20 protein-coding genes are annotated in these 18395 nt (G+C 63.6%); 17 read left to right on the top strand and 3 right to left on the bottom strand.

Going from position 1 to position 18395, the window contains the following annotated elements; translation table 11 throughout:
* Positions 1–3 precede the first annotated feature (3 nt).
* The 13 genes from ftsA to tatC all read left to right on the top strand — a co-directional run bounded on the left by ftsA (position 4) and on the right by tatC (position 13779).
* On the top strand, positions 4–1263 hold the full coding sequence (ftsA, locus tag EV664_RS07110; RefSeq protein ID WP_133494986.1) for a cell division protein FtsA: 1260 nt from the start codon (positions 4–6) through the stop codon (positions 1261–1263).
* Positions 1264–1373: 110 nt separating this feature from the next.
* Complete coding sequence (ftsZ, locus tag EV664_RS07105; protein ID WP_133494985.1) at positions 1374–2921, top strand: cell division protein FtsZ; 1548 nt, start codon at positions 1374–1376, stop codon at positions 2919–2921.
* 222 nt (positions 2922–3143) lie between these two features.
* The gene (locus tag EV664_RS07100; RefSeq protein WP_162848789.1) at positions 3144–4784 is read left to right on the top strand and encodes an SPOR domain-containing protein; all 1641 of its coding nucleotides are present in this window, start codon (positions 3144–3146) and stop codon (positions 4782–4784) included.
* A complete protein-coding gene (locus EV664_RS07095) occupies positions 4781–5944 on the top strand; it encodes a deoxyguanosinetriphosphate triphosphohydrolase (RefSeq protein ID WP_133494983.1) in 1164 nt (387 codons plus the stop codon). Before EV664_RS07100 ends, EV664_RS07095 begins: the two co-directional genes overlap by 4 nt.
* A gap of 43 nt (positions 5945–5987) precedes the next feature.
* Positions 5988–6896 carry an EamA family transporter RarD gene (gene rarD / locus EV664_RS07090; RefSeq protein ID WP_133494982.1) on the top strand — a complete coding sequence of 303 codons (909 nt, stop codon included), beginning with the start codon at positions 5988–5990 and terminating at the stop codon, positions 6894–6896.
* Between the two features lie 45 nt (positions 6897–6941).
* The gene (gene argS / locus EV664_RS07085) at positions 6942–8669 is read left to right on the top strand and encodes an arginine--tRNA ligase (RefSeq protein WP_133494981.1); all 1728 of its coding nucleotides are present in this window, start codon (positions 6942–6944) and stop codon (positions 8667–8669) included.
* Positions 8669–9397 (top strand): SPOR domain-containing protein, encoded by a 729-nt coding sequence (locus EV664_RS07080; RefSeq protein ID WP_229668142.1) that lies wholly within the window; start codon positions 8669–8671, stop codon positions 9395–9397. The genes argS and EV664_RS07080 overlap by 1 nt, the downstream gene beginning before the upstream one ends.
* Before the next feature lie 69 nt (positions 9398–9466).
* Positions 9467–10474 carry a beta-N-acetylhexosaminidase gene (gene nagZ, locus EV664_RS07075; protein WP_133494980.1) on the top strand — a complete coding sequence of 336 codons (1008 nt, stop codon included), beginning with the start codon at positions 9467–9469 and terminating at the stop codon, positions 10472–10474.
* Positions 10475–10860: 386 nt separating this feature from the next.
* A complete protein-coding gene (locus EV664_RS07070; protein WP_133494979.1) occupies positions 10861–11604 on the top strand; it encodes a segregation and condensation protein A in 744 nt (247 codons plus the stop codon).
* Positions 11601–12197 carry an SMC-Scp complex subunit ScpB gene (scpB, locus tag EV664_RS07065; RefSeq protein ID WP_133494978.1) on the top strand — a complete coding sequence of 199 codons (597 nt, stop codon included), beginning with the start codon at positions 11601–11603 and terminating at the stop codon, positions 12195–12197. Before EV664_RS07070 ends, scpB begins: the two co-directional genes overlap by 4 nt.
* Positions 12198–12260: 63 nt before the next feature.
* On the top strand, positions 12261–12509 hold the full coding sequence (locus EV664_RS07060) for a twin-arginine translocase TatA/TatE family subunit (RefSeq protein ID WP_133494977.1): 249 nt from the start codon (positions 12261–12263) through the stop codon (positions 12507–12509).
* A 56-nt stretch (positions 12510–12565) separates the two neighbouring features.
* Positions 12566–13018 carry a Sec-independent protein translocase protein TatB gene (tatB, locus tag EV664_RS07055; protein ID WP_133494976.1) on the top strand — a complete coding sequence of 151 codons (453 nt, stop codon included), beginning with the start codon at positions 12566–12568 and terminating at the stop codon, positions 13016–13018.
* Positions 13015–13779 (top strand): twin-arginine translocase subunit TatC, encoded by a 765-nt coding sequence (gene tatC, locus EV664_RS07050; protein WP_133494975.1) that lies wholly within the window; start codon positions 13015–13017, stop codon positions 13777–13779. The genes tatB and tatC overlap by 4 nt, the downstream gene beginning before the upstream one ends.
* Before the next feature lie 79 nt (positions 13780–13858).
* Here the strand turns inward: tatC and EV664_RS07045 are convergent, their stop codons facing one another.
* From EV664_RS07045 to EV664_RS07035, 3 genes are all read right to left on the bottom strand, one after another.
* The gene (locus EV664_RS07045; RefSeq protein ID WP_133494974.1) at positions 13859–13996 is read right to left on the bottom strand and encodes an entericidin A/B family lipoprotein; all 138 of its coding nucleotides are present in this window, start codon (positions 13994–13996) and stop codon (positions 13859–13861) included.
* A gap of 385 nt (positions 13997–14381) precedes the next feature.
* Positions 14382–15965, bottom strand: a complete 1584-nt coding sequence (locus EV664_RS07040) for a sensor histidine kinase (protein ID WP_133494973.1) — start codon at positions 15963–15965, stop codon at positions 14382–14384.
* A gap of 12 nt (positions 15966–15977) precedes the next feature.
* The gene (locus EV664_RS07035) at positions 15978–16163 is read right to left on the bottom strand and encodes a NepR family anti-sigma factor (protein ID WP_133494972.1); all 186 of its coding nucleotides are present in this window, start codon (positions 16161–16163) and stop codon (positions 15978–15980) included.
* Between the two features lie 239 nt (positions 16164–16402).
* Between EV664_RS07035 and EV664_RS07030 the strand changes: the two genes are divergently transcribed.
* From EV664_RS07030 to EV664_RS19165, 4 genes are all read left to right on the top strand, one after another.
* Complete coding sequence (locus tag EV664_RS07030; RefSeq protein ID WP_133494971.1) at positions 16403–17203, top strand: response regulator; 801 nt, start codon at positions 16403–16405, stop codon at positions 17201–17203.
* 43 nt (positions 17204–17246) lie between these two features.
* Positions 17247–17390, top strand: a complete 144-nt coding sequence (locus EV664_RS19170) for a hypothetical protein (RefSeq protein ID WP_162848788.1) — start codon at positions 17247–17249, stop codon at positions 17388–17390.
* A 112-nt stretch (positions 17391–17502) separates the two neighbouring features.
* A complete protein-coding gene (locus EV664_RS07025; RefSeq protein WP_133494970.1) occupies positions 17503–18138 on the top strand; it encodes a sigma-70 family RNA polymerase sigma factor in 636 nt (211 codons plus the stop codon).
* Positions 18139–18163: 25 nt separating this feature from the next.
* Positions 18164–18313, top strand: a complete 150-nt coding sequence (locus EV664_RS19165; RefSeq protein ID WP_162848787.1) for a hypothetical protein — start codon at positions 18164–18166, stop codon at positions 18311–18313.
* The last annotated feature ends 82 nt before the right edge of the window (positions 18314–18395 follow it).

Below are 18395 nucleotides of genomic sequence, written 5' to 3'. Positions count from 1 at the left end.
CATATGGCACGGCAGGCACCCGAAGGACTGATTACCGCGCTCGACATCGGATCGTCGAAGGTCTGCGCGCTGATCGCACAAAAGGGCGATGGCGGCGAACTGGTCGTGCTCGGCACCGGCCAGCGCGAGAGCAAAGGCGTCAAGCGCGGCTATATCGCCGATATGGCCGCGACCGAGCTTGCCGTGCGCGAAGCGGTGGAGCAGGCGGAAAAGATCGCCGGGTTCAATATCGAGGATGTGTGGGTCAGCTTTTCCGCAGGCGGGCTGATTTCCGACCTCGTAAAGCTGGAAATCGACCTTGGCGGGCACCGGGTCGATCAGAGCGATATCGACCATCTGCTGAAGACCGGGCGCAATGCGATCGATCCCCATGGCCGGATGGTGCTGCACGCGCAGCCGACGCGCTATACGATCGACGGGCTGGCGGGGGTGAAGACGCCGCTGGGCCTGCATGCCGACCGGCTGGGCGTCGAAATCCATGTCGTCGCCACCGAAGGGTCGCCGATCCGCAATCTCGACCTGTGCGTGCGATCGGCGCATCTTGAGGTGCGATCGATCGTCGCGGCGCCGCTCGCCACCGGCCATGCCTGTCTGTCGGATGAGGAGCGCGATCTTGGCGTTGCGCTGGTCGAAATCGGTGCGGCGGTGACGAATGTGTCGGTATTTTCGCAAGGGATGCTGACCGGTCTTGCCTCCATCCCGATGGGCGCGGCCGATATCACTGACGATATCGCCAGCGCATTCGGCACCCGCCGGGCGCAGGCCGAACGGATGAAATGCTTTTACGGTTCGGCCAATATGACGCCGCGCGACAATCACGACATGATTGATGTCGCCCCGGTAGCGTCGGACGATGAGAGCGAGGGGACGCGGATCACGCGGGCGCAGCTGATTGCAGTCATCCGCCAGCGGCTCGACCGGCTGATGGGCGAGATACAGAAAGAGCTTCGCAAGCTGAACTTCGAAGAACCGGTCGGACGGCAGATCGTCCTGACCGGCGGTGGGGCGGAACTTAAGGGCATGGCCGATTATGCGCAACAGGCGCTTGGCCGGACGGTGCGGATCGGCCGTCCGCGCGGGCTGAGCGCGCTTCCCGATGCGCATGCGGGGCCGGGCTTTGCGACGCTTGCCGGACTCGCAATGTTTGCAGCGGCCGACCCGATTGATCTACGGGCGCTCGATCCGCAGCATCAGATGGTGGTGCGGCCCAATGCCGGTGCGGTGCTTCGCCGTTTATGGGCGGCATTTCGGGCGAATTATTAAATGTTGGCGACTTCCGGTCCCGATTGGACTGGAACCGCCGGTTGTGATGATGCACAACGGGTATGAATTCATGCGTTGCCCAAAGTATGGGTACACGGGGAGATGACGAGATGAGTATCGAATTCCTTCCGCCGGAAGTTGACGAGCTGACCCCCAAGATCAGCGTCGTCGGCGTAGGCGGTGCGGGCGGCAACGCGATCGCGAACATGATGCGCGCGGAAGTGCAGGGCGTCGATTTCTTCGTCGCCAATACCGATGCGCAGGCGCTGAAACAGTCGACCGCGCCGAACCGCATCCAGCTGGGCGCGAAGATTACGCAGGGGCTGGGTGCCGGATCGCGGCCCGAAATCGGTCGCGCCGCCGCCGAAGAGACGATCGAGGCAGTGCAGGAAGCGCTGCAGGGATCGCATATGTGCTTCATCGCGGCCGGCATGGGCGGCGGCACCGGCACCGGTGCGGCTCCCGTGATCGCGAAGGCTGCGCGCGACATGGGCATCCTGACCGTCGGGGTCGTGACCAAACCGTTCGCGTTCGAAGGCAAGCGCCGCGCAAAGTCTGCGGATCAGGGCATTGAGGAACTGCACAAGTTCGTCGACACGCTGATCGTCATTCCGAACCAGAATCTGTTCCTGATCGCCAATGCGAACACGACCTTCAAGGAAGCGTTCGAAATGGCGGACGAGGTGCTGCAACAGGGCGTTCGCGGCATCACCGACCTGATGGTCATGCCCGGCCTCATCAACCTCGACTTCGCCGACGTCCGTTCGGTGATGCAGGAGATGGGCAAGGCGATGATGGGCACGGGCGAGGCGGAAGGCGACAGCCGCGCGATCGAAGCCGCGCAAAAGGCGATCGCCAACCCGCTGCTCGACGGGGTCAGCATGAAAGGGGCCAAGGGCGTCATCGTGTCGATCACCGGCGGCGAGGATATGCGCCTGCTCGAAGTCGACGAAGCCGCGAACCATATCCGCGAACTGGTCGATGAGGATGCGAACATCATCTGGGGTTCGGCGTTCAACACCGAACTCGACGGCAAGATTCGCGTGTCGGTCGTCGCCACGGGCATCGAGGACGACGATATTGAGGGCGAGCGTCCGGCAATGCGCGAGCAGCAGGCGCCGACGCGGAGCTTCTCGTTCAACGCGCCGCGCCGTGCCGAAGGCGGCGCTCCCGCGCCTGCGCCCGAACCTGAGCAGCCGGTTGCCGCGGATCGCGACGAGCCGCGCGAATCCTTTGCGCCGTCGCAGCCCAAGGAAGCCCCCCGCGATGCCGGGGATCGCGCTCCTTCGGGACGCGCGTCTGAGGATGAGGACGAATTGCTGCTGGGGTCGGACACGGTCGTTCCCGAATCTGATTCGAACCGCCGCGGCCCCGCGCCGATGGGACGTGCGGAGCGCGACGATGGCGCTGCCGCATCGCAACCGGCCGCCGCGCCGCGCCGCCGCTGGCTGACGCCCGGTCTGGACGATGAGGAAACGAGCGAAGCAAAGCCCGCAGCACCCGCGACCCCGACCGAACGCGACCGGCCGAAGACCGGGGGCACGCTGTTCGAGCGCATGTCGAATGCGCGCAGCACCTCGCGCGAGGAAGACGGCGAAGGCGAGGGGCGTCGCCCGCTCGACATTCCGCGCTTCCTGCACCGTCAGAACAACCAGTAAGCCTCCGGCACCGGCCCCGGTCCGCCGCACATCGCCGCGCGCGGGCCGGGAGCCGCTCCGGTGCCGGGCAGGATCGCACCTTCGGCGCCATCGCCTGCCGGTTATCCGTTCCGGCGGTACGGCCCGTCGATTTTTGATTCGCATCCTATTGGGTTGTGCCTTGATCCCCTTTACCGCCGGTCAGGAATGAGAATCGGAAGCTCTGTTCGCTATGCGGCGGCTGTGGCCGCGCTCCTTGCCGCCTCGATCGGTGGCATTGCGGGTGCGCAGGAGGTCGTGCTCGGCCCCACGCCCAATGCCGACCGGCTGGCCGAGGATATGCGCACGCTGGCGCGCGATCCCGACAATGTGGATGCGTTGATCTCGGCGGGGCTGCTGAACGTGAAGCTGGCCGATCCGGCGGCCGCGCTGCAATTTTTTGAACGAGCCGAGAAACAGGCACCGAACGATCCGCGCATTCCGGCGGGGCGCGCGTCGGCGCTGGTCGCGATGGAACGTCCCGGCGAAGCGCTTCGCCTGTTCAACAAGGCGGAAGCCGAGGGGCTCGACCCGGCGCGCTATGCGGCCGATCGCGGTCTTGCTTATGACCTGTTGGGCCATCCGCATCTGGCGCAGCGCGACTATCGGCTGGCAATGGCGAAAAACGGGTCGGACAACGAACTGACCCGGCGGCTGGCGCTGTCGCTCGGCATTTCGGGCGATACCGACAAGGCCGCTGACCTGCTCGAACCGTTATTGCGCAAACAGGATAAGGCCGCATGGCGGGCACAGGCCTTTATCCTTGCGATGAACGGCGATGCGGCGGGGGCGAACAAGATCGCTTCGACCATGTTCCCCAATTTCGGCCCCGATTTCGCGCCTTATTTTCGCGAGCTGGCGCGGCTGTCTCCGGCGGAGCGGGCGCATGCGGTGCATTTCGGGCGGTTGCGGCTGGGGCCGGATCAGCTTGCCGATGCGCGGCTCGCGCCGTCGCTGCCCGCCGAGCAGGCGGAGACTCGAGTCGCTCAGGTCGAACCGGTGCGCAAGGCGAAGAAGCAGAAGCGCGGTCGCACCGGACGTAGCAACAAACGCCTTGCCCCGCCGGTAACGCGGGCTGAACCGGTTGCCGAAGCGACACCCACGCCCACGCCCACGCCCACGCCCACGCCTGCGCCCACGCCCCCCTCCACGCCGCCGCCTGCGGCCACGGCGGCAGTGCGGCCGCCCGAACGCACTGCGGTCGCCCCTTCCGGCGCGACCAATACAGCCTCCGCCCGCCCGGCGACGGAAGTGTCGCAACGCCCCGCTGCACCGCGCCAGGCAAGCGCGCCGCTCGCGCCGCCGCCTGCGGTCACTGCATCGGGGCGCATGGTCGATGTCCGGCCCGCCGCAACCCCGGCAAAGCGCACGCCGGTGCATCAGCCGAGCAACAGGCTGGCCGCGATCATGAGCGGCGTCGGCGTTCCGGCGAGCGAACTGGGCGTCACGCCCGTCCGCCCCGTCGCCGAACAATCCGAACAAGGCGCGAGCGAAGCGCAACAGGCACAGGAAAAGCCGGCAAAGCCGGAGCCTAAGCCGAAACCCAAGGCAAAGCTGCCGGTCGAAACCGATCCCGCGCGTCACTGGGTACAGGTGGCGGGCGGCGCGAATGAGGATATGCTCGCGCGCGCCTATAAGCGGGTGGCCGACGATGCGCCTGAACTGTTCCGGGGCAAAACGGCGTGGACCGCGAAGCTGCGCGCGACCAATCGCGTGCTGGTCGGCCCGTTCGACAGTGCGGGCGATGCACAGGATTTCGTCAATGCGCTTGCCAAAAAGGGCGTATCGGCCTTTGGCTGGAACAGCGAAAAGGGCGAAGCCGTCCAAAAGCTGAAGCTGAAATGAGCGGGCTGGCGCCCTGGGCCTGCGACCCGGAGCGCACGCGCGGCAGGCTTCACGAAGAACAAAAAGAGACTCGCGGCCCGCGCGATGCTTTTCAGCGCGATCGCGACCGGATCATCCATTCGATCAGCTTTCGTCGTCTGCGCCACAAGACTCAGGTGTTCATGGCGCCCGACGGAGATCATTTCCGCGTCCGCCTGACTCACAGCCTTGAGGTGGCGCAGATCGGGCGGACGATCGCGCGCGCGCTCGGCCTCAATGAAGACCTGACCGAAGCGCTGTGTCTGGCGCACGATATCGGCCATCCGCCGTTCGGCCATGCGGGGGAGGCGGCGCTGAAACAGGCGCTCAGCGCCGATGGCGGGTTCGACCATAATGGCCATACGCTGCGTCAGCTGACATGGCTCGACAGTCCCTATCCGCGCTGGCGCGGCCTCAACCTCAGCTGGGAAACGCTTGAGGGGCTGGCCAAGCATAATGGCCCGGTGCGCCGTCCCGGCTGGGCACTGGCCGAAGCGGATGCGGCATTCCCGCTCGACCTCGGCTCGCACGCGTCGCTCGAAGCGCAGGTCGCGGCGATCGCCGACGATATCGCCTATGACAATCACGATATCGACGATGGATTGCGCGCGGGGTTGCTGACGCTGGAGCAATTGCTTGACGTGCCGCTGGTCGCGCGCGGATGGGATGCGGTTCGGCAGCGGCATTCGGATGTCCCCGAAAAGCGGCTGATCGGCGAGCTGATCCGGTCGCAAATCGGGCTGATGGTCAACGATCTCATCGCCGAAACCCGACGCCGGATCGAAGAAAGCGGCGTCGACAGCGCCGATGCGGTGCGCGCCGCCGGGCACACGCTGGGCAGTTTCTCCGACGAAATGCGCGACGACGAACGGCGGCTGAAGAAATTCATGTACGCCAATCTCTACCATCATCCGCGCCAGCTTGCCGCCGCCGACAGCGCGCATGGCATTGTCGCCGGGCTGTTCGCGGCCTATCGCGCCGATCCCGCGCTGATGCCCGAAGGCTGGCCCGACCCGATGCCGCAGGATTCGACCGGGCGAAACCGCCACATCGCCGACTTCATCGCCGGCATGACCGACCGTTATGCGATCCAGCGCTATCGCGAAGTGGTAGGAGAGCCCTGCTTGGACGGGCTATTCTGATTCTTTATTGCGGTGCAGCGGCGACGCTCCTACCGCGCCCGACATGAGCAACGCGACCCATCCGATCGACCGTGCCGGCCTTTTTATGGGTGCCGGCGCCTATCTCTGCTGGGGGCTTTTGCCGCTCTATTTCAAGGCGGTGAAGTCGGTTCCGGCGGTCGAGGTGCTCGCCAACCGCATCTGCTGGGCGCTGGTACTGCTGCTTGCCATCACCTTCATCACCCGGCGCACCGACAAATTGCGCGCGGTATTCACCAGCTGGCGCGTCGTCGCGATGCTGGGGCTGAGCGCGCTGCTCATCTGCCTCAACTGGCTGACCTATATCTGGGCGGTGCAGAATTCGCATGTGCTCGAGGCCAGCCTTGGCTATTTTCTCAATCCGCTGATCAACGTTCTCCTCGGCATGATCTTTCTCGGCGAGCGGCTGAACCGGGTGCAGAGCTTCGCCGTGGCGCTCGCCGCTGCCGGGGTGGCGGTGCTCGCGGCGGGCGCGGCGGCAGGGCTGTGGATCAGCCTGACGCTCGCGCTTTCCTTCGGATTTTACGGGCTGGTGCGTAAAATGGCACCGGTGCAATCGCTCGAAGGGCTGGCGGTAGAGGCGATGCTGCTGCTCCCGATTGCGAGCGGCTATCTGATCTGGAGCGCGGCGGCTGGCACGATTGCCTTTGGCAGTTCGGTCAGCATCACCGTGCTGCTCGTCCTGCTCGGCGCAGTGACGGCGGCACCCTTGCTGTTGTTCAACGCCGCTGCCCGGCGGCTGCGCTATTCGACGCTTGGCCTGTTGCAATATCTGGCTCCGACGCTGCAATTCCTGCTCGCGGTGCTGGCGTTCGGCGAAGCGATGACGACGCCGCATATCATCTGCTTCGCGCTGATCTGGACCGGCCTCATCATCTATGCCGGAGACGGGCTGCGCAATGCCCGGCGAATGCGCCCGGCACCGGCCGAGTGACAGAGGCGCTTTGCGGATCGGCGCTGTTGCGCTAACTGCGCGCGCATGACTACGCTTTACGCTCGCTTTGCCGATCATCTCAATCATGCCCTCGACGCGCTGGTCGCATCGGGCGACCTGCCCGAAGGGCTCAACCGCGCACCCATCACCGTGGAGCCGCCGCGCGATTCTGCGCATGGCGACCTTGCCACCAATGCCGCGATGGTGCTGGCCAAGCCCGCCAAAACCAATCCGCGCGCGCTCGCCGAAAAGCTGGTCGAAAAGCTGAGCGCGATCGACGAGGTGGCAAGTGCGGAGCTTGCCGGGCCCGGCTTTATCAACCTGCGGCTTGTCGATGACAGCTGGCGCGGCGAACTCGAAAATATCCATGCGCAGGGCGATGGGTATGGCCGCTCGACCATGGGCGATGGCGTGACCGTCAATATCGAATATGTCTCCGCCAACCCTACGGGCCCGATGCATATGGGCCATTGCCGCGGCGCGGTGGTCGGCGATGCGCTCGCCAGCCTGCTGGAATTTGCGGGCCACAAGGTGATCCGCGAATATTATGTCAACGATGCGGGCGGGCAGGTCGATGTCCTCGCGCGCTCGGCGCATCTGCGCTACCGCGAAGCGCTGGGCGAGAGCATCGCAATCCCCGAAGGGCTGTATCCGGGCGAATATCTGAAGCCCGTCGGCGAAAAACTTGCTGCCGAATATGGCGACAAATATGTCGGCGCGGACGAGAGCGAATGGCTGGGCCTGTTCCGCAAACAGGCGGTTGCCGCGATGATGGAGATGATCCGCGCCGACCTCGCGCTGCTCGGCATCCATCACGATGTTTTCGCGTCCGAGGCGGAGCTTCAGGCGGCGGGCAAGCCGGAAGCTGCAGAAAAATGGCTGCGCGAGCACGACCTCGTCTATGACGGCATGCTCGAAGCGCCGAAGGGAGAAACGCCCGAAGACTGGGAACCGGTCGAACTGCCGCTGTTTCGTTCGACGAAGTTCGGCGACGATCAGGACCGTCCGATCAAAAAATCGAACGGCGCATGGACCTATTTCGGGGCCGACCTCGCCTATCACTTCCAGAAGAGCGAGACCGCCGATCAGCTGATCGACATCTGGGGCGCCGACCATGCCGGCACGGTCAAGCGCATCGTCGCCGCCGTCGCCGCGCTGACCGGCGGCAAGACGCGCTTCGACGTCAAGCTGGTGCAGATGGTGCGCCTGCTGCGTGGCGGCGAGCCGGTGAAAATGTCCAAACGCTCGGGCAATTTCGTCACGCTCGCCGATGTCGTGAACGAAGTGGGCAAGGATGTCGTCCGCTTCACCATGCTGACGCGCAAGGCCGATGCGCAGATGGATTTCGACTTTGCCAAGGTGGTCGAAGCGTCGAAGGACAATCCGGTCTTCTACGTCAATTACGCCCATGCCCGCATCGCATCGCTCAAGCGCCGCGCCACCGATGCAGGGATCCTATGCGACAGCGTCGACCTGTCGCGGCTCGACGCGCAGGAACTCGCATTGGTGAAGCGCGCGGCGCAATTCCCCCGGCTGGTAGAGGGCGCTGCACTCGCGCGCGAACCGCATCGCATCGCGTTCTATCTCTACGATCTTGCCGCCGATTTCCACGCGCTGTGGAATGTCGGCAATGACCAGCCGGGTCGCCGCTTCGTTGTAGCAGAAGATGCGCCGCTCACCTGTGCGCGGCTGTACCTCGCCGATGCGATCGGGCAGATTATCCGCAACGGCTTCGCGATCATGGGGGTCGAGGCGGTTGAGGAGATGCACTGATGCGCATGGGCAGCGCCGGCGAGGATCATGAGGACGACCGGCTGAGCTGGCTGGAAAAGGCCGAAACAGCGGAGCGCGATGAGAACGGCTCCGGACTGGGCGGCGTTCTGGTGCTGGTGGGAATCGGACTTGCGCTGATCGCCGCCGCGATTTTCGGCTGGTGGTGGTTGCACAGCAGCCATGGCGCGTCCGGATCGGGCGATCTGATTCAGGCGCAGCCCGGCCCCTATAAGGTAAAGCCCGGCGACACCGGCGGGATGAAGGTCGCCGGTGACGGCGATCTGCGCTTCGTTACCAGCGACGGCGGCATTTCGAACGGATCGGTCGATATCGGGGCGATTCCCGAGGAGCCGGTGGCGGGTTCGCGTGCACCGGGGCCAAAGCCGGGGGCTGACGCGGGCGCCACGAAAGTGGTCGCACCGGTCCCGCAGGATGCAGCCGAGGTAGCGCCGCGGAAAACCATGATTGCGCCCTCGACCGCTCCCGGCCGGAGCAGCGGATCGCTGGTCCAGCTCGGCTCCTTCCCGAATAAATCGCGCGCCGACAGCGCGTGGAAGCGCCTCTCCGAACGCTTCGCCTATCTCGCGCCGCTCAGCCCGTCGGTCGAAAAGGCGGAGGTGAACGATTCGACCGTCTATCGCCTGCGCGTCAATGCGGGCAGCGCACCGCAGGCAAAGGAGCTTTGCGGCAAGCTGAAAATCGCAGGCGAGAATTGCTATATCCCATGATCGGGCAGGGAGGCGCGCCCGCCGCGACAACACGTGCCTTTGCCCGGCGGATGCGATAGCCATGCCCCTATGAAACCGGTCATTCACGCCCTGTCGGGCACCAGCCTTACCGCCGATGAGCGCAGCTTTTTCGCCGATAGCGACCCGGCGGGCTATATCCTCTTCCGGCGCAATGTCGAAAACCGCGAACAGCTTCGCGCCCTCACCGATTCGCTGCGCGCACTGGCCGGACGCGACGATCTGCCGATCCTGATCGATCAGGAGGGCGGGCGCGTCGCACGGATGCAACCGCCCGAATGGCCCGCTTTTCCCGCTCCGGCCGTTTTCAGCCGTCTGTACGATATTGCACCTGCCTCGGCGATCGAAGCGGCGCGGGTGAATGCCCAGGCACTGGGGCTGATGCTTTCCGAGGTCGGGATCAATGTCGATGCGCTGCCGCTGCTCGATATCGTCCGGCCCGAAACCAGCAATGCGATCGGCGACCGCGCGCTCGGCGACGAACCGCTGCGCGTCGCCGCGCTCGGCCGGGCGACGATCGACGGGCTGCGCAAAGGCGGAGTGGTCGGCATCGTCAAACATATGCCCGGCCATGGCCGCGCGGTGGTCGACAGCCATAAGGAGCTTCCCGTCGTCGATGCTCCGGCGGACGCGCTGGAGACCGATATCGCGCCCTTTGCGACGCTGAAGGACGCGCCGATGGGGATGACCGCGCATGTCGTGTATCGCGCATGGGACGAAAACCGCCCCGCCACGCTTTCGCCCACCGTCATCAGCGAGATTATTCGCGACCGGATCGGTTTCACCGGTCTGCTGATGAGCGACGATCTTGATATGAAGGCTTTGTCGGGCAGCGCGGGCGAAAAGGCCGCAGGCGCGATCGCGGCGGGATGCGATCTTGCGCTCGAATGCTGGGCGCGCATGGAAGAGATGGTCGACATCGCAGCGGCGCTGGGCGAGATCACGCCCGAAAGCCGCGAACGGCTAAGCCGTGCCATGGCGACGATCGCCGACGGCCCGGAGGATGCCGATTTCGCCGAACTTATCGCAAAGCGGGACACACTCCTCGCGCTAAGCTGAAATACCGCTCGGCCCGCCCCCCCATATCGCGAGCCATATCCCAACGTCATCCCCGCGAAAGCGGGGATCCAGAATCTCAAACGCGGCCCCGTTTCACTGGATTCCGGCCGGCATAGTATCGGCGATGCCCAATCGACCAAAAACCAACCGGCGCTGTGGCAAACTATCGATCCCATCAAAAATCCCGCTGTCCTACACAGCCGCATTCTGTCACACCCCGCGCCATGCTTCGCGCTTCGGCTGCCTCTTCCACCGCTCCCGTCCCCGCAGCGCGCTTTACGGGGAGCGGGAGGAAGGGGGGACGTAGTGTGAAGTTCCACAACTTCCGCGCTCGCTTGCCTGCTGCGATGCTTGCTCAGGCCCGGACGACTCGCTTACCCTGCGCCATGCCCGAAACGACCGCAGACGATCAGGACACGCTCGAACTGGATATCGAGGGCTGGGAAGGGCCGCTCGACCTGCTGCTCGCGCTTGCCCGCACGCAAAAGGTCGATCTGCGCGAAATCTCGATCCTCGAACTGGTCGAACAATATCTCGGCTATGTCGAAAATGCCCGCGCGCTGAAGCTGGAGGTCGCGGCGGATTATCTCGTCATGGCGGCATGGCTCGCCTTTCTCAAATCTTCGCTGTTGCTGCCGCGCGATCCCGAAGTCGAACCCAGCCCCGAAGAGCTTGCCATGCGTCTGCAATTGCGGCTCGAACGGCTGAATGCGATGCGTGAGGCGGCGGCGCGGCTGATGGCGCGCGACCGGATGGGCCGCGACATCTTTCCACGCGGCGCGCCCGAGGGGCTGCGTACCGTCCGCACCGCGCGCTGGCAGGCGGAGATTTACGACCTTATCTCTGCCTATGGCCGGGTCAGTGCGCGCACGCGGCCGGTCCTGCATGTCGTGGCGCAGCGCCCGGTGATGACGCTGGAAACCGCGATCCGCCGGGTGGAATCGATGCTGGGCGAACGCATCGACTGGGCAATGCTGGCAAGCTTCCTGCCCGATGTCGCCGATCCCGGCTTTCGCAAATCGGCGCTTGCCTCCAGCTTTCTGGCCGCGCTCGAACTGGCGCGTCAGGGCAAGGTGGAATTGCGCCAGCAATCGGCGTTTGCGCCGCTCTATCTGAAGGCACGGCAATGACTCCGCCGGATGAGACCATGCGTGCGGTGGAGGCGCTGCTCTTCGCTGCCGAAGCGCCGATGACGATTGCCGAAATCCGCGGCCATATCGGCGATGCCGATATTCGCGCCGCGCTTGATGCTTTGGCTGAGGATTATGCCCCGCGCGGCATTCACCTCGTCCGGCGGGAGAATCGCTGGCATTTCGAAACGGCGGGGGACCTGGCGCATTATCTGCGCCGCGATCGCGAGGAGCCGCGCAAATTGTCGCGCGCCGCCACCGAAACGCTGGCGATCATCGCCTATCACGAACCCGTCACCCGCGCCGAGATCGAATCGATTCGCGGTGTTCAGATATCGAAGGGCACGCTCGATGTGCTGATGGAGGCGGGGTGGGTGCGCCCTGCGGGCCGCCGCGAATTACCCGGGCGGCCGCTGCAATATGCCACGACGCCCGGCTTTCTCGACCATTTCGGTCTGGCGAGCCGCCGCGATCTGCCGGGGATCGACGATCTGCGCGCCGCCGGTCTGCTCGATCCCGTCGACCTTGTCATGGAACAGGCGAGCATGGGATCGGATGACGATGAGGTGGAAAGCTGTAACAATAATGGGTAATAAGGGGTGAACCGGGAAGCGCATTTCTGTCTTTCGCGCTTTCCCTGCTATCGGAGGAACACCATGGGTGGCCTGAGTATCTGGCATTATCTCGTTCTGGGAATCGTTATCCTGCTGCTGTTCGGCAAGGGCCGGTTCTCCGACATGATGGGCGACGTCGCCAAGGGTATCAAAAGCTTCAAACAAGGCATGACCGACGAAGAAGAGCCGAAGGATTCGAAAAGCGGGAAGGAACCTTCGCGGATCGAGTCCAAGCCGGTCAGCGAACCGCATTACGAGCACGAAGCCGACCGTCACCGCGAAGAGCGTTGATTTTTCGCCGTTGAACATGGCCGGGCGCTTCGCCGCCCCGGCCCGACAGGACGTACATGCTTGACATCGCTCCGACCGAGCTGATCGTCGTCGCGCTGGTCGCGCTCGTGATTATCGGTCCAAAGGATTTGCCCAAGGCGATGCGAGTCGTCGGCTATTGGGTGGGCCGTGCCCGTTCGGTCACGCGCCAGTTCCGCTCTGGCTTCGACGCCATGGTCCGCGAGGCGGAACTGGCCGAAATGGAAAAGAAATGGGCAGAGGAAAATGCGCGGATCATGCGCGAACATCCCGGCCCGACTCCCGCGCCGCTTCCTGCACCCTCGGATGACGGCGGCGCAGCGCATGGCACCGCCAGCGAAGGTCCGGATCCGGAAAATTCGGCTGTGATGACCGAAAAACCGATGATTGTGGACGAACAGGATGCGCCGGCGCCCCCGGCGGGCGAGGACAACCCGCCGAACGCCGACGCGCCCGAATCCGACCGTCCGGCGGGTGATAAGCCGCAATGAGGGACATCGACGACAGCCAGGCACCGTTGCTCGACCATCTGATCGAGCTCAGGCGACGGTTGCTATATTGCGTGGCGGCGCTGCTGGTCGCGTTTTTCGCCTGCTATGCCTTTGCCGAGCAGATTTTCGCGTTTCTGGTCCAGCCGCTGCTCCATGCCGGGCAGCAAAAAATCATCTTTACCGAGATTTTCGAGGCCTTTTTCGTCCGGATCAAAGTGGGGTTCTTCGCTGCGCTGATGGTCTCATTTCCCATCATCGCCAACCAGCTCTGGCAGTTCGTCGCTCCCGGCCTCTACCGGCAGGAAAAGCGGGCGCTGCTCCCCTTTCTGCTGGCGACCCCGGCGCTGTTTCTGCTGGGCGCGGCCATGGCTTATTATGTCGCCGTTCCGGTCGCGCTGCATTTCCTGCTGAGCTATCAGGGGAATTTCGGCGGGATCGAGCAGGAGGCGCTGCCCTCGGTCGGCAATTATCTCAATTTCGTGATGCAGTTCCTGTTCGCCTTCGGTCTCGCGTTCCTGCTGCCGATCCTGTTGATGCTGCTCGAACGGGCCGGGATCGTGACTCGCCAGCAGCTTGTCGGCGCACGCCGCTATGCGATCGTCGGTGCCTTTGCGATTTCGGCAGTGCTCACCCCGCCCGACATCGGATCGCAGCTGCTGCTCGCGGTGCCGCTATGCATTCTCTACGAGCTCGCGCTGATCGGCATCTGGTTTACCGAGCGTAAGCGCGAACAGGCGGCGGAACAGGCCGATACCGCCTGATCGTTCTCCTGGGTCAGCGATAGACGCAAAAAAGGCCGCGAGTTTCCTCGCGGCCTGAAGCGTGATCAAGGGGGAATTATTATTTCGCGTCGTCGGCCGTTTTCGCCACTGTATCGCCCGCCGACGATACGTCACGGCCAACGCCTTCGACCGTATTGCAGGCCGAAACCAGCATAACGCCGGCAAGTGCGGCAACGGTCAGAAACTTCTTACGCATGTCGATCTCCATCACTCGCTGGATCGTTCCGGGCGGGGCGGATATGCCCGCGATCGCCCGGGCCGATCCGATCCAATGGCCGGAGCATTTGCCGATCCCGCCGCCAGTTCGGCGCTATGGGATCGATGCTCAGAGCGAAAGAAAAATGCCCCAAAGCGCGAAACGTTCCGTATCGGCAATGACAGCGCGGAGCAGGAAGGGCTGATATAATTTAGGCCCGGAAGCACCACCGGGGGGGGGGAGGGGGTTGATGCTTCCGGGCCCATGTCTTGGATAGCGAGAGCGGGGGGGCAAAAGGTCGCTATCCGAAGTGTAGAACGTGATCGGGCGATGGTGGTTCCTGACGTCCGGCAAATTTTTATCGGCCTGCGAATTTCGGCGGGAACTACGCGATTCCCAGCACCGGAATGCTGATTTCATACGCGCCGGCCAGCGGATCATGGTGCAGCTGGGCACGCAATTGACGGGCAAGGCCGAGAATGATCCGGCCATAACGCTGCTCCGTGAGCAGGTCGAAGCGATCGCTTTGGATCAGCGCGAGCGAGCTCAGCCGAAGAATTGCGCATTGCGTCTTTTCGGCGGGTTTCAGCGAGATGTTGATCGCGGCCGTCGGCGAACATTTCATCGCCAGCTCGACCAGCTCGGTGAGCAGAAACGCGACCGCGACCGCGGTGTCCTGCGACACCAGAAACGGGTCGAGATCGAGCATGATGCGCAGACCCGACGATGCCGGCGGCGCGGTCGCACGAATGTTGGACGCAAGTTCCCCGAGCACCGAGCGCAGTTCCAGCCCGCGATTTTCTTCCATCTCCGCATAATGATAGCGATGCACCACGGCGAGTGCGTCGACACGGCGCTGGATCGAGGCATAGGCCTGCCCCGCTTCCTCGCCATGCGCGCTGCGTGCGTGGAAATTGATCAGGCTGGCGATGACCTGAAGATTATTCTTCACCCGGTGATGGACTTCGCGCGTCAGACGCGTCTGGCGTACCAGCCCTTCGGCAAGATCGGCTTCATGTGCGCGCACCGTCTTGCTGATCTCGACAAACGTATCGCCGAGCTCGCGAATCTCCTGCGCGGGCATGTGGCTGATCGGTACGGGGTCGATCACTTCGCCGGGCTTATATTCGCCGACATTGCGGCGCAGGCGGCGCAGCGGGCGGATGAGCAGCCGGTCGACCACGAACCAGCCTATCCCAGCCGCCGCTGCCCACATGATCAGCGGCAGCAGCATGGATACCAGCAGCGGCGACGTGATCGGCGCAGCGCGCACCGACATATCGAGACTGATTCCGTCCAGGCCGAGCGGGGTCTCTATCTCCTCGCGCCGGTCGAGCGGCCCCCGCGAAGCAAGCGTTTCAAGCGTAAGATGCGTATCGTCGCGCGTCAGCGAAGCAGCATAGGGCGGAACGAACCCGGAGGGCCGGGCGACGCGGGAAAGGAAATCGGTCGGGAAAAATGCCACAGCATGCGCCGGCGACTGATCGCTGCGCACCGATAGAAGCAGTCCCTTGCCGGCAATGATCTCTGCATTGAACCGATCACCGGGATCGGGTTCGGGCACCGGATAGGTCATTTCGTCGCCGCACAGCAGCCGCTGATCGGGACCATAGACGGCGAATTTGGTTCCGGCGGCGAATTGCTGCGCGAATACGCCCTGAACACGGGCGCAGCCGGGCCGGTTCCCGGGATCGCGTTCGAGTGCGTTAAGGGCGACGCGAAGCGCGGTCATATCGCCGACAAGTTCATTGGCGAGCGATCGCGATCCCTCTGCAGCGGCGACCCTCAGTCGGGCGCGCGCCTCCAGATCGGCGACCCGCGTGGTTTGCAGCGTCGCGAAAAAGGCAATCAGGGCGAGTGGCAACAGGGCGCCGCTCAGAATGAGAAAAACCTTTGCCCCGGTGGGCAATCGGGCCAGCGCGAAGGCCGACCTGTCAGCCGTTTCGCGCTGTCCTTCTGAATCGGTCATCGCATCACAAGGTCAGCCGAGTTTTTTCAGAAGGTCGAGCATCTCGTCCGGCACATCTTCGTCAATTGCCTCGCGATATACCGCGCGCAACGCGTTGCCGACATCGCCGTCGGACCCCTTCTTTCCCGGAGCCGGCGACTTGTCTTCCTTCGGCACTGCCTTGTCTTCCTGCTGTCGATCGGCGTCGGATCGCACCATTTTCCCCTCAAAAATTCGGCCGCAATTCGCCGGAAAACGCGGATACGTCAAGACACCGGCTACGCAGTACAGGGCGCTTTACCCCGTCATTTGATCGGTATGAAACCAAATAGACTTTCGTTGGTTCCATGGTCTGGCGCTTTTTGGGGGCGGCGGCTACGCATTCCGCTTCCGGTATTGTTCAAAATGACGTTCCCGGCACAATTTCCGCCGGTAATCTGTAGGAGACGCATCTACCCATGTCGCTAGGACAGCAGCTTGCACCGCACCTTCCCTTTCTGCGGCGCTATGGCCGGGCCCTCACGGGCAGCCAGCAGGAAGGTGACCGCTATGTTCGCGCCGCGCTGGAGGCGATCGTGGCGGCGCCCGAAGAATTTCCGAAGGATGTTGATCCGCGTCTCGGCCTGTATCGCATGTTTCAGGGCATCTGGTCCTCGACCCATCCCGACGACTGGGAGGCGCGTGAGCAATCCTCGGGCGGTGAAGCAATCGCACGTGCGCGTCTCGCCCGGATCGCTCCGGTATCGCGTCAGGCGCTGCTGCTGACGGCAATGGAAGGTTTCACGGTAGAGGATACCGCCTATCTGATCGATACCACTCCCGAAGAGGTCGACCGGCTGGTCAGCGAGGCGCTGGAAGAAATCGAGAAACAGACCCGGTCCAAAGTCCTCATCATCGAGGACGAGCCCATCATCGCGATGGACATCGAAACCATCGTTCGCGATCTTGGTCATGATGTGACCGGCGTCGCCGTTACCCGCGACGAGGCCGTCGCGCTTGCCATGGAGGATCGCCCCGGTCTGGTGCTGGCCGATATCCAGCTTGCCGATGACAGTTCGGGCATCGACGCGGTGAAGGACATTCTGGAAGAGTTCAATGTTCCTGTGATCTTCATCACCGCGTTCCCCGAGCGACTGCTCACCGGTGAGCGGCCCGAGCCGACCTTTCTCATCACCAAACCGTTCCAGCGTTCGACGGTCAAAGCGGCCATCAGTCAGGCGCTCTTTTTCGATCAGACCACCGTTCCGGCGGAAGGTTGAAATACGATACGGACCCAAAACGAGTTTCGGAGGTTGAATCCACATGACCGATAAAGACGAAGAAGTTCATGTGGATACCGACCGGGCCCGGGCGGGGGCAACGCCGCACATGACCCGGTACATCCTTGCGATCTCGATGGTCATCATCGTGATTATTTTTGCCGTCATCGTATGGAGCGGAACCTGATCCGCTCCATATCGGCCCGGCTGCTGCTCTGGCATTCGCGTTCCCCTGCGCCTATGTGTGGAGACCGGTTGCTCGGCCCGGCTGAATTGTCCTTTGTTCTGAATGAGATGTGATGACGGTATCGAACGAACAGGGTGCGCCGGAAAAATCCGGTGAGAACGAGCATGTCTCGCTGCCCGATAATGAATTCAAAGATCAGCTGGCGCAGGTGATCCCGCATCTGCGCGCTTTTGGCCGTTCGCTGTCGGGTAGTCGCGATGTGGCCGACGATCTGGTGCAGGAAACGCTGATGAAAGCCTGGGCCGCGCGCAAGCGGTTTCAGGCGGGCACCAATATGCGTGCCTGGACCTTCATCATTTTGCGCAATCTCTATCTGTCGCAAATGCGCCGCGCCCGGTTCAAGGGCGAGTGGGACGATCTCGTCGCTGACCGACTGCTTGCCGCACCGGCAAGTCAGGACCGGCATGTGGAGCTCGCCGATATGCAGCGCGCGCTGCTGCACCTGCCGCAGCCGCAGCGCGAGGCGCTGATCCTGGTGGGCGCGGGCGGTTTCGCTTATGAAGAAGCAGCGGAGATCTGCAACGTTGCGGTGGGTACGATCAAGAGCCGCGTTGCGCGTGGCCGGGTGGCGCTCGAAAATATTCTGAGCGAAGGGCAGCTCGCTCCGCGTTCGGAAGGCGCTGTCGAAAATTCCAGTGCGCTCGAATCGATCATGGGCGAAGTGGATCATCTCAGCCGCGACCGGTGATCCGGTCGCGAGGGAGGCCGGATTAGTGGCTTTTGCCCCGGCGCTCGACACGATCAAGCCGGTCAAGCGCACGAAGCATGTCATCGGGCAGACCGGCATCGCGCCCATAGGCTTTTTTCAGTGCAGCGCCCAAGCCGTCATAGACGCGGGGCACTTCAACCGTAACCGGCGTTGAAGAACTGCTTTCGCCTGAAGAATGATTGTGCGGCATCATATACTATCAACACCGGCTTTGGCATTTGGTTGCCGTTTTTGCG

It is taken from the genome of Stakelama pacifica (assembly GCF_004361835.1).
In the GTDB taxonomy this organism is placed as follows: Bacteria; Pseudomonadota; Alphaproteobacteria; order Sphingomonadales; family Sphingomonadaceae; genus Sphingomonas; species Sphingomonas pacifica.
The sequence above is the reverse complement of the archived record's forward strand: the minus strand, read 5'-3'. Positions and strand labels throughout refer to the sequence as shown.

Coding starts and splice junctions, on each gene's coding strand:
- ftsA (WP_133494986.1), top strand. CDS start 4: ATGGCACGGCAGGCACCCGAAGGACTGATTACCGCGCTCGACATCGGA.
- ftsZ (WP_133494985.1), top strand. CDS start 1,374: ATGAGTATCGAATTCCTTCCGCCGGAAGTTGACGAGCTGACCCCCAAG.
- EV664_RS07095 (WP_133494983.1), top strand. CDS start 4,781: ATGAGCGGGCTGGCGCCCTGGGCCTGCGACCCGGAGCGCACGCGCGGC.
- rarD (WP_133494982.1), top strand. CDS start 5,988: ATGAGCAACGCGACCCATCCGATCGACCGTGCCGGCCTTTTTATGGGT.
- argS (WP_133494981.1), top strand. CDS start 6,942: ATGACTACGCTTTACGCTCGCTTTGCCGATCATCTCAATCATGCCCTC.
- EV664_RS07080 (WP_229668142.1), top strand. CDS start 8,669: ATGCGCATGGGCAGCGCCGGCGAGGATCATGAGGACGACCGGCTGAGC.
- nagZ (WP_133494980.1), top strand. CDS start 9,467: ATGAAACCGGTCATTCACGCCCTGTCGGGCACCAGCCTTACCGCCGAT.
- EV664_RS07070 (WP_133494979.1), top strand. CDS start 10,861: ATGCCCGAAACGACCGCAGACGATCAGGACACGCTCGAACTGGATATC.
- scpB (WP_133494978.1), top strand. CDS start 11,601: ATGACTCCGCCGGATGAGACCATGCGTGCGGTGGAGGCGCTGCTCTTC.
- EV664_RS07060 (WP_133494977.1), top strand. CDS start 12,261: ATGGGTGGCCTGAGTATCTGGCATTATCTCGTTCTGGGAATCGTTATC.
- tatB (WP_133494976.1), top strand. CDS start 12,566: ATGCTTGACATCGCTCCGACCGAGCTGATCGTCGTCGCGCTGGTCGCG.
- tatC (WP_133494975.1), top strand. CDS start 13,015: ATGAGGGACATCGACGACAGCCAGGCACCGTTGCTCGACCATCTGATC.
- EV664_RS07045 (WP_133494974.1), bottom strand. CDS start 13,996: ATGCGTAAGAAGTTTCTGACCGTTGCCGCACTTGCCGGCGTTATGCTG.
- EV664_RS07040 (WP_133494973.1), bottom strand. CDS start 15,965: ATGACCGATTCAGAAGGACAGCGCGAAACGGCTGACAGGTCGGCCTTC.
- EV664_RS07035 (WP_133494972.1), bottom strand. CDS start 16,163: ATGGTGCGATCCGACGCCGATCGACAGCAGGAAGACAAGGCAGTGCCG.
- EV664_RS07030 (WP_133494971.1), top strand. CDS start 16,403: ATGTCGCTAGGACAGCAGCTTGCACCGCACCTTCCCTTTCTGCGGCGC.
- EV664_RS19170 (WP_162848788.1), top strand. CDS start 17,247: ATGACCGATAAAGACGAAGAAGTTCATGTGGATACCGACCGGGCCCGG.
- EV664_RS07025 (WP_133494970.1), top strand. CDS start 17,503: ATGACGGTATCGAACGAACAGGGTGCGCCGGAAAAATCCGGTGAGAAC.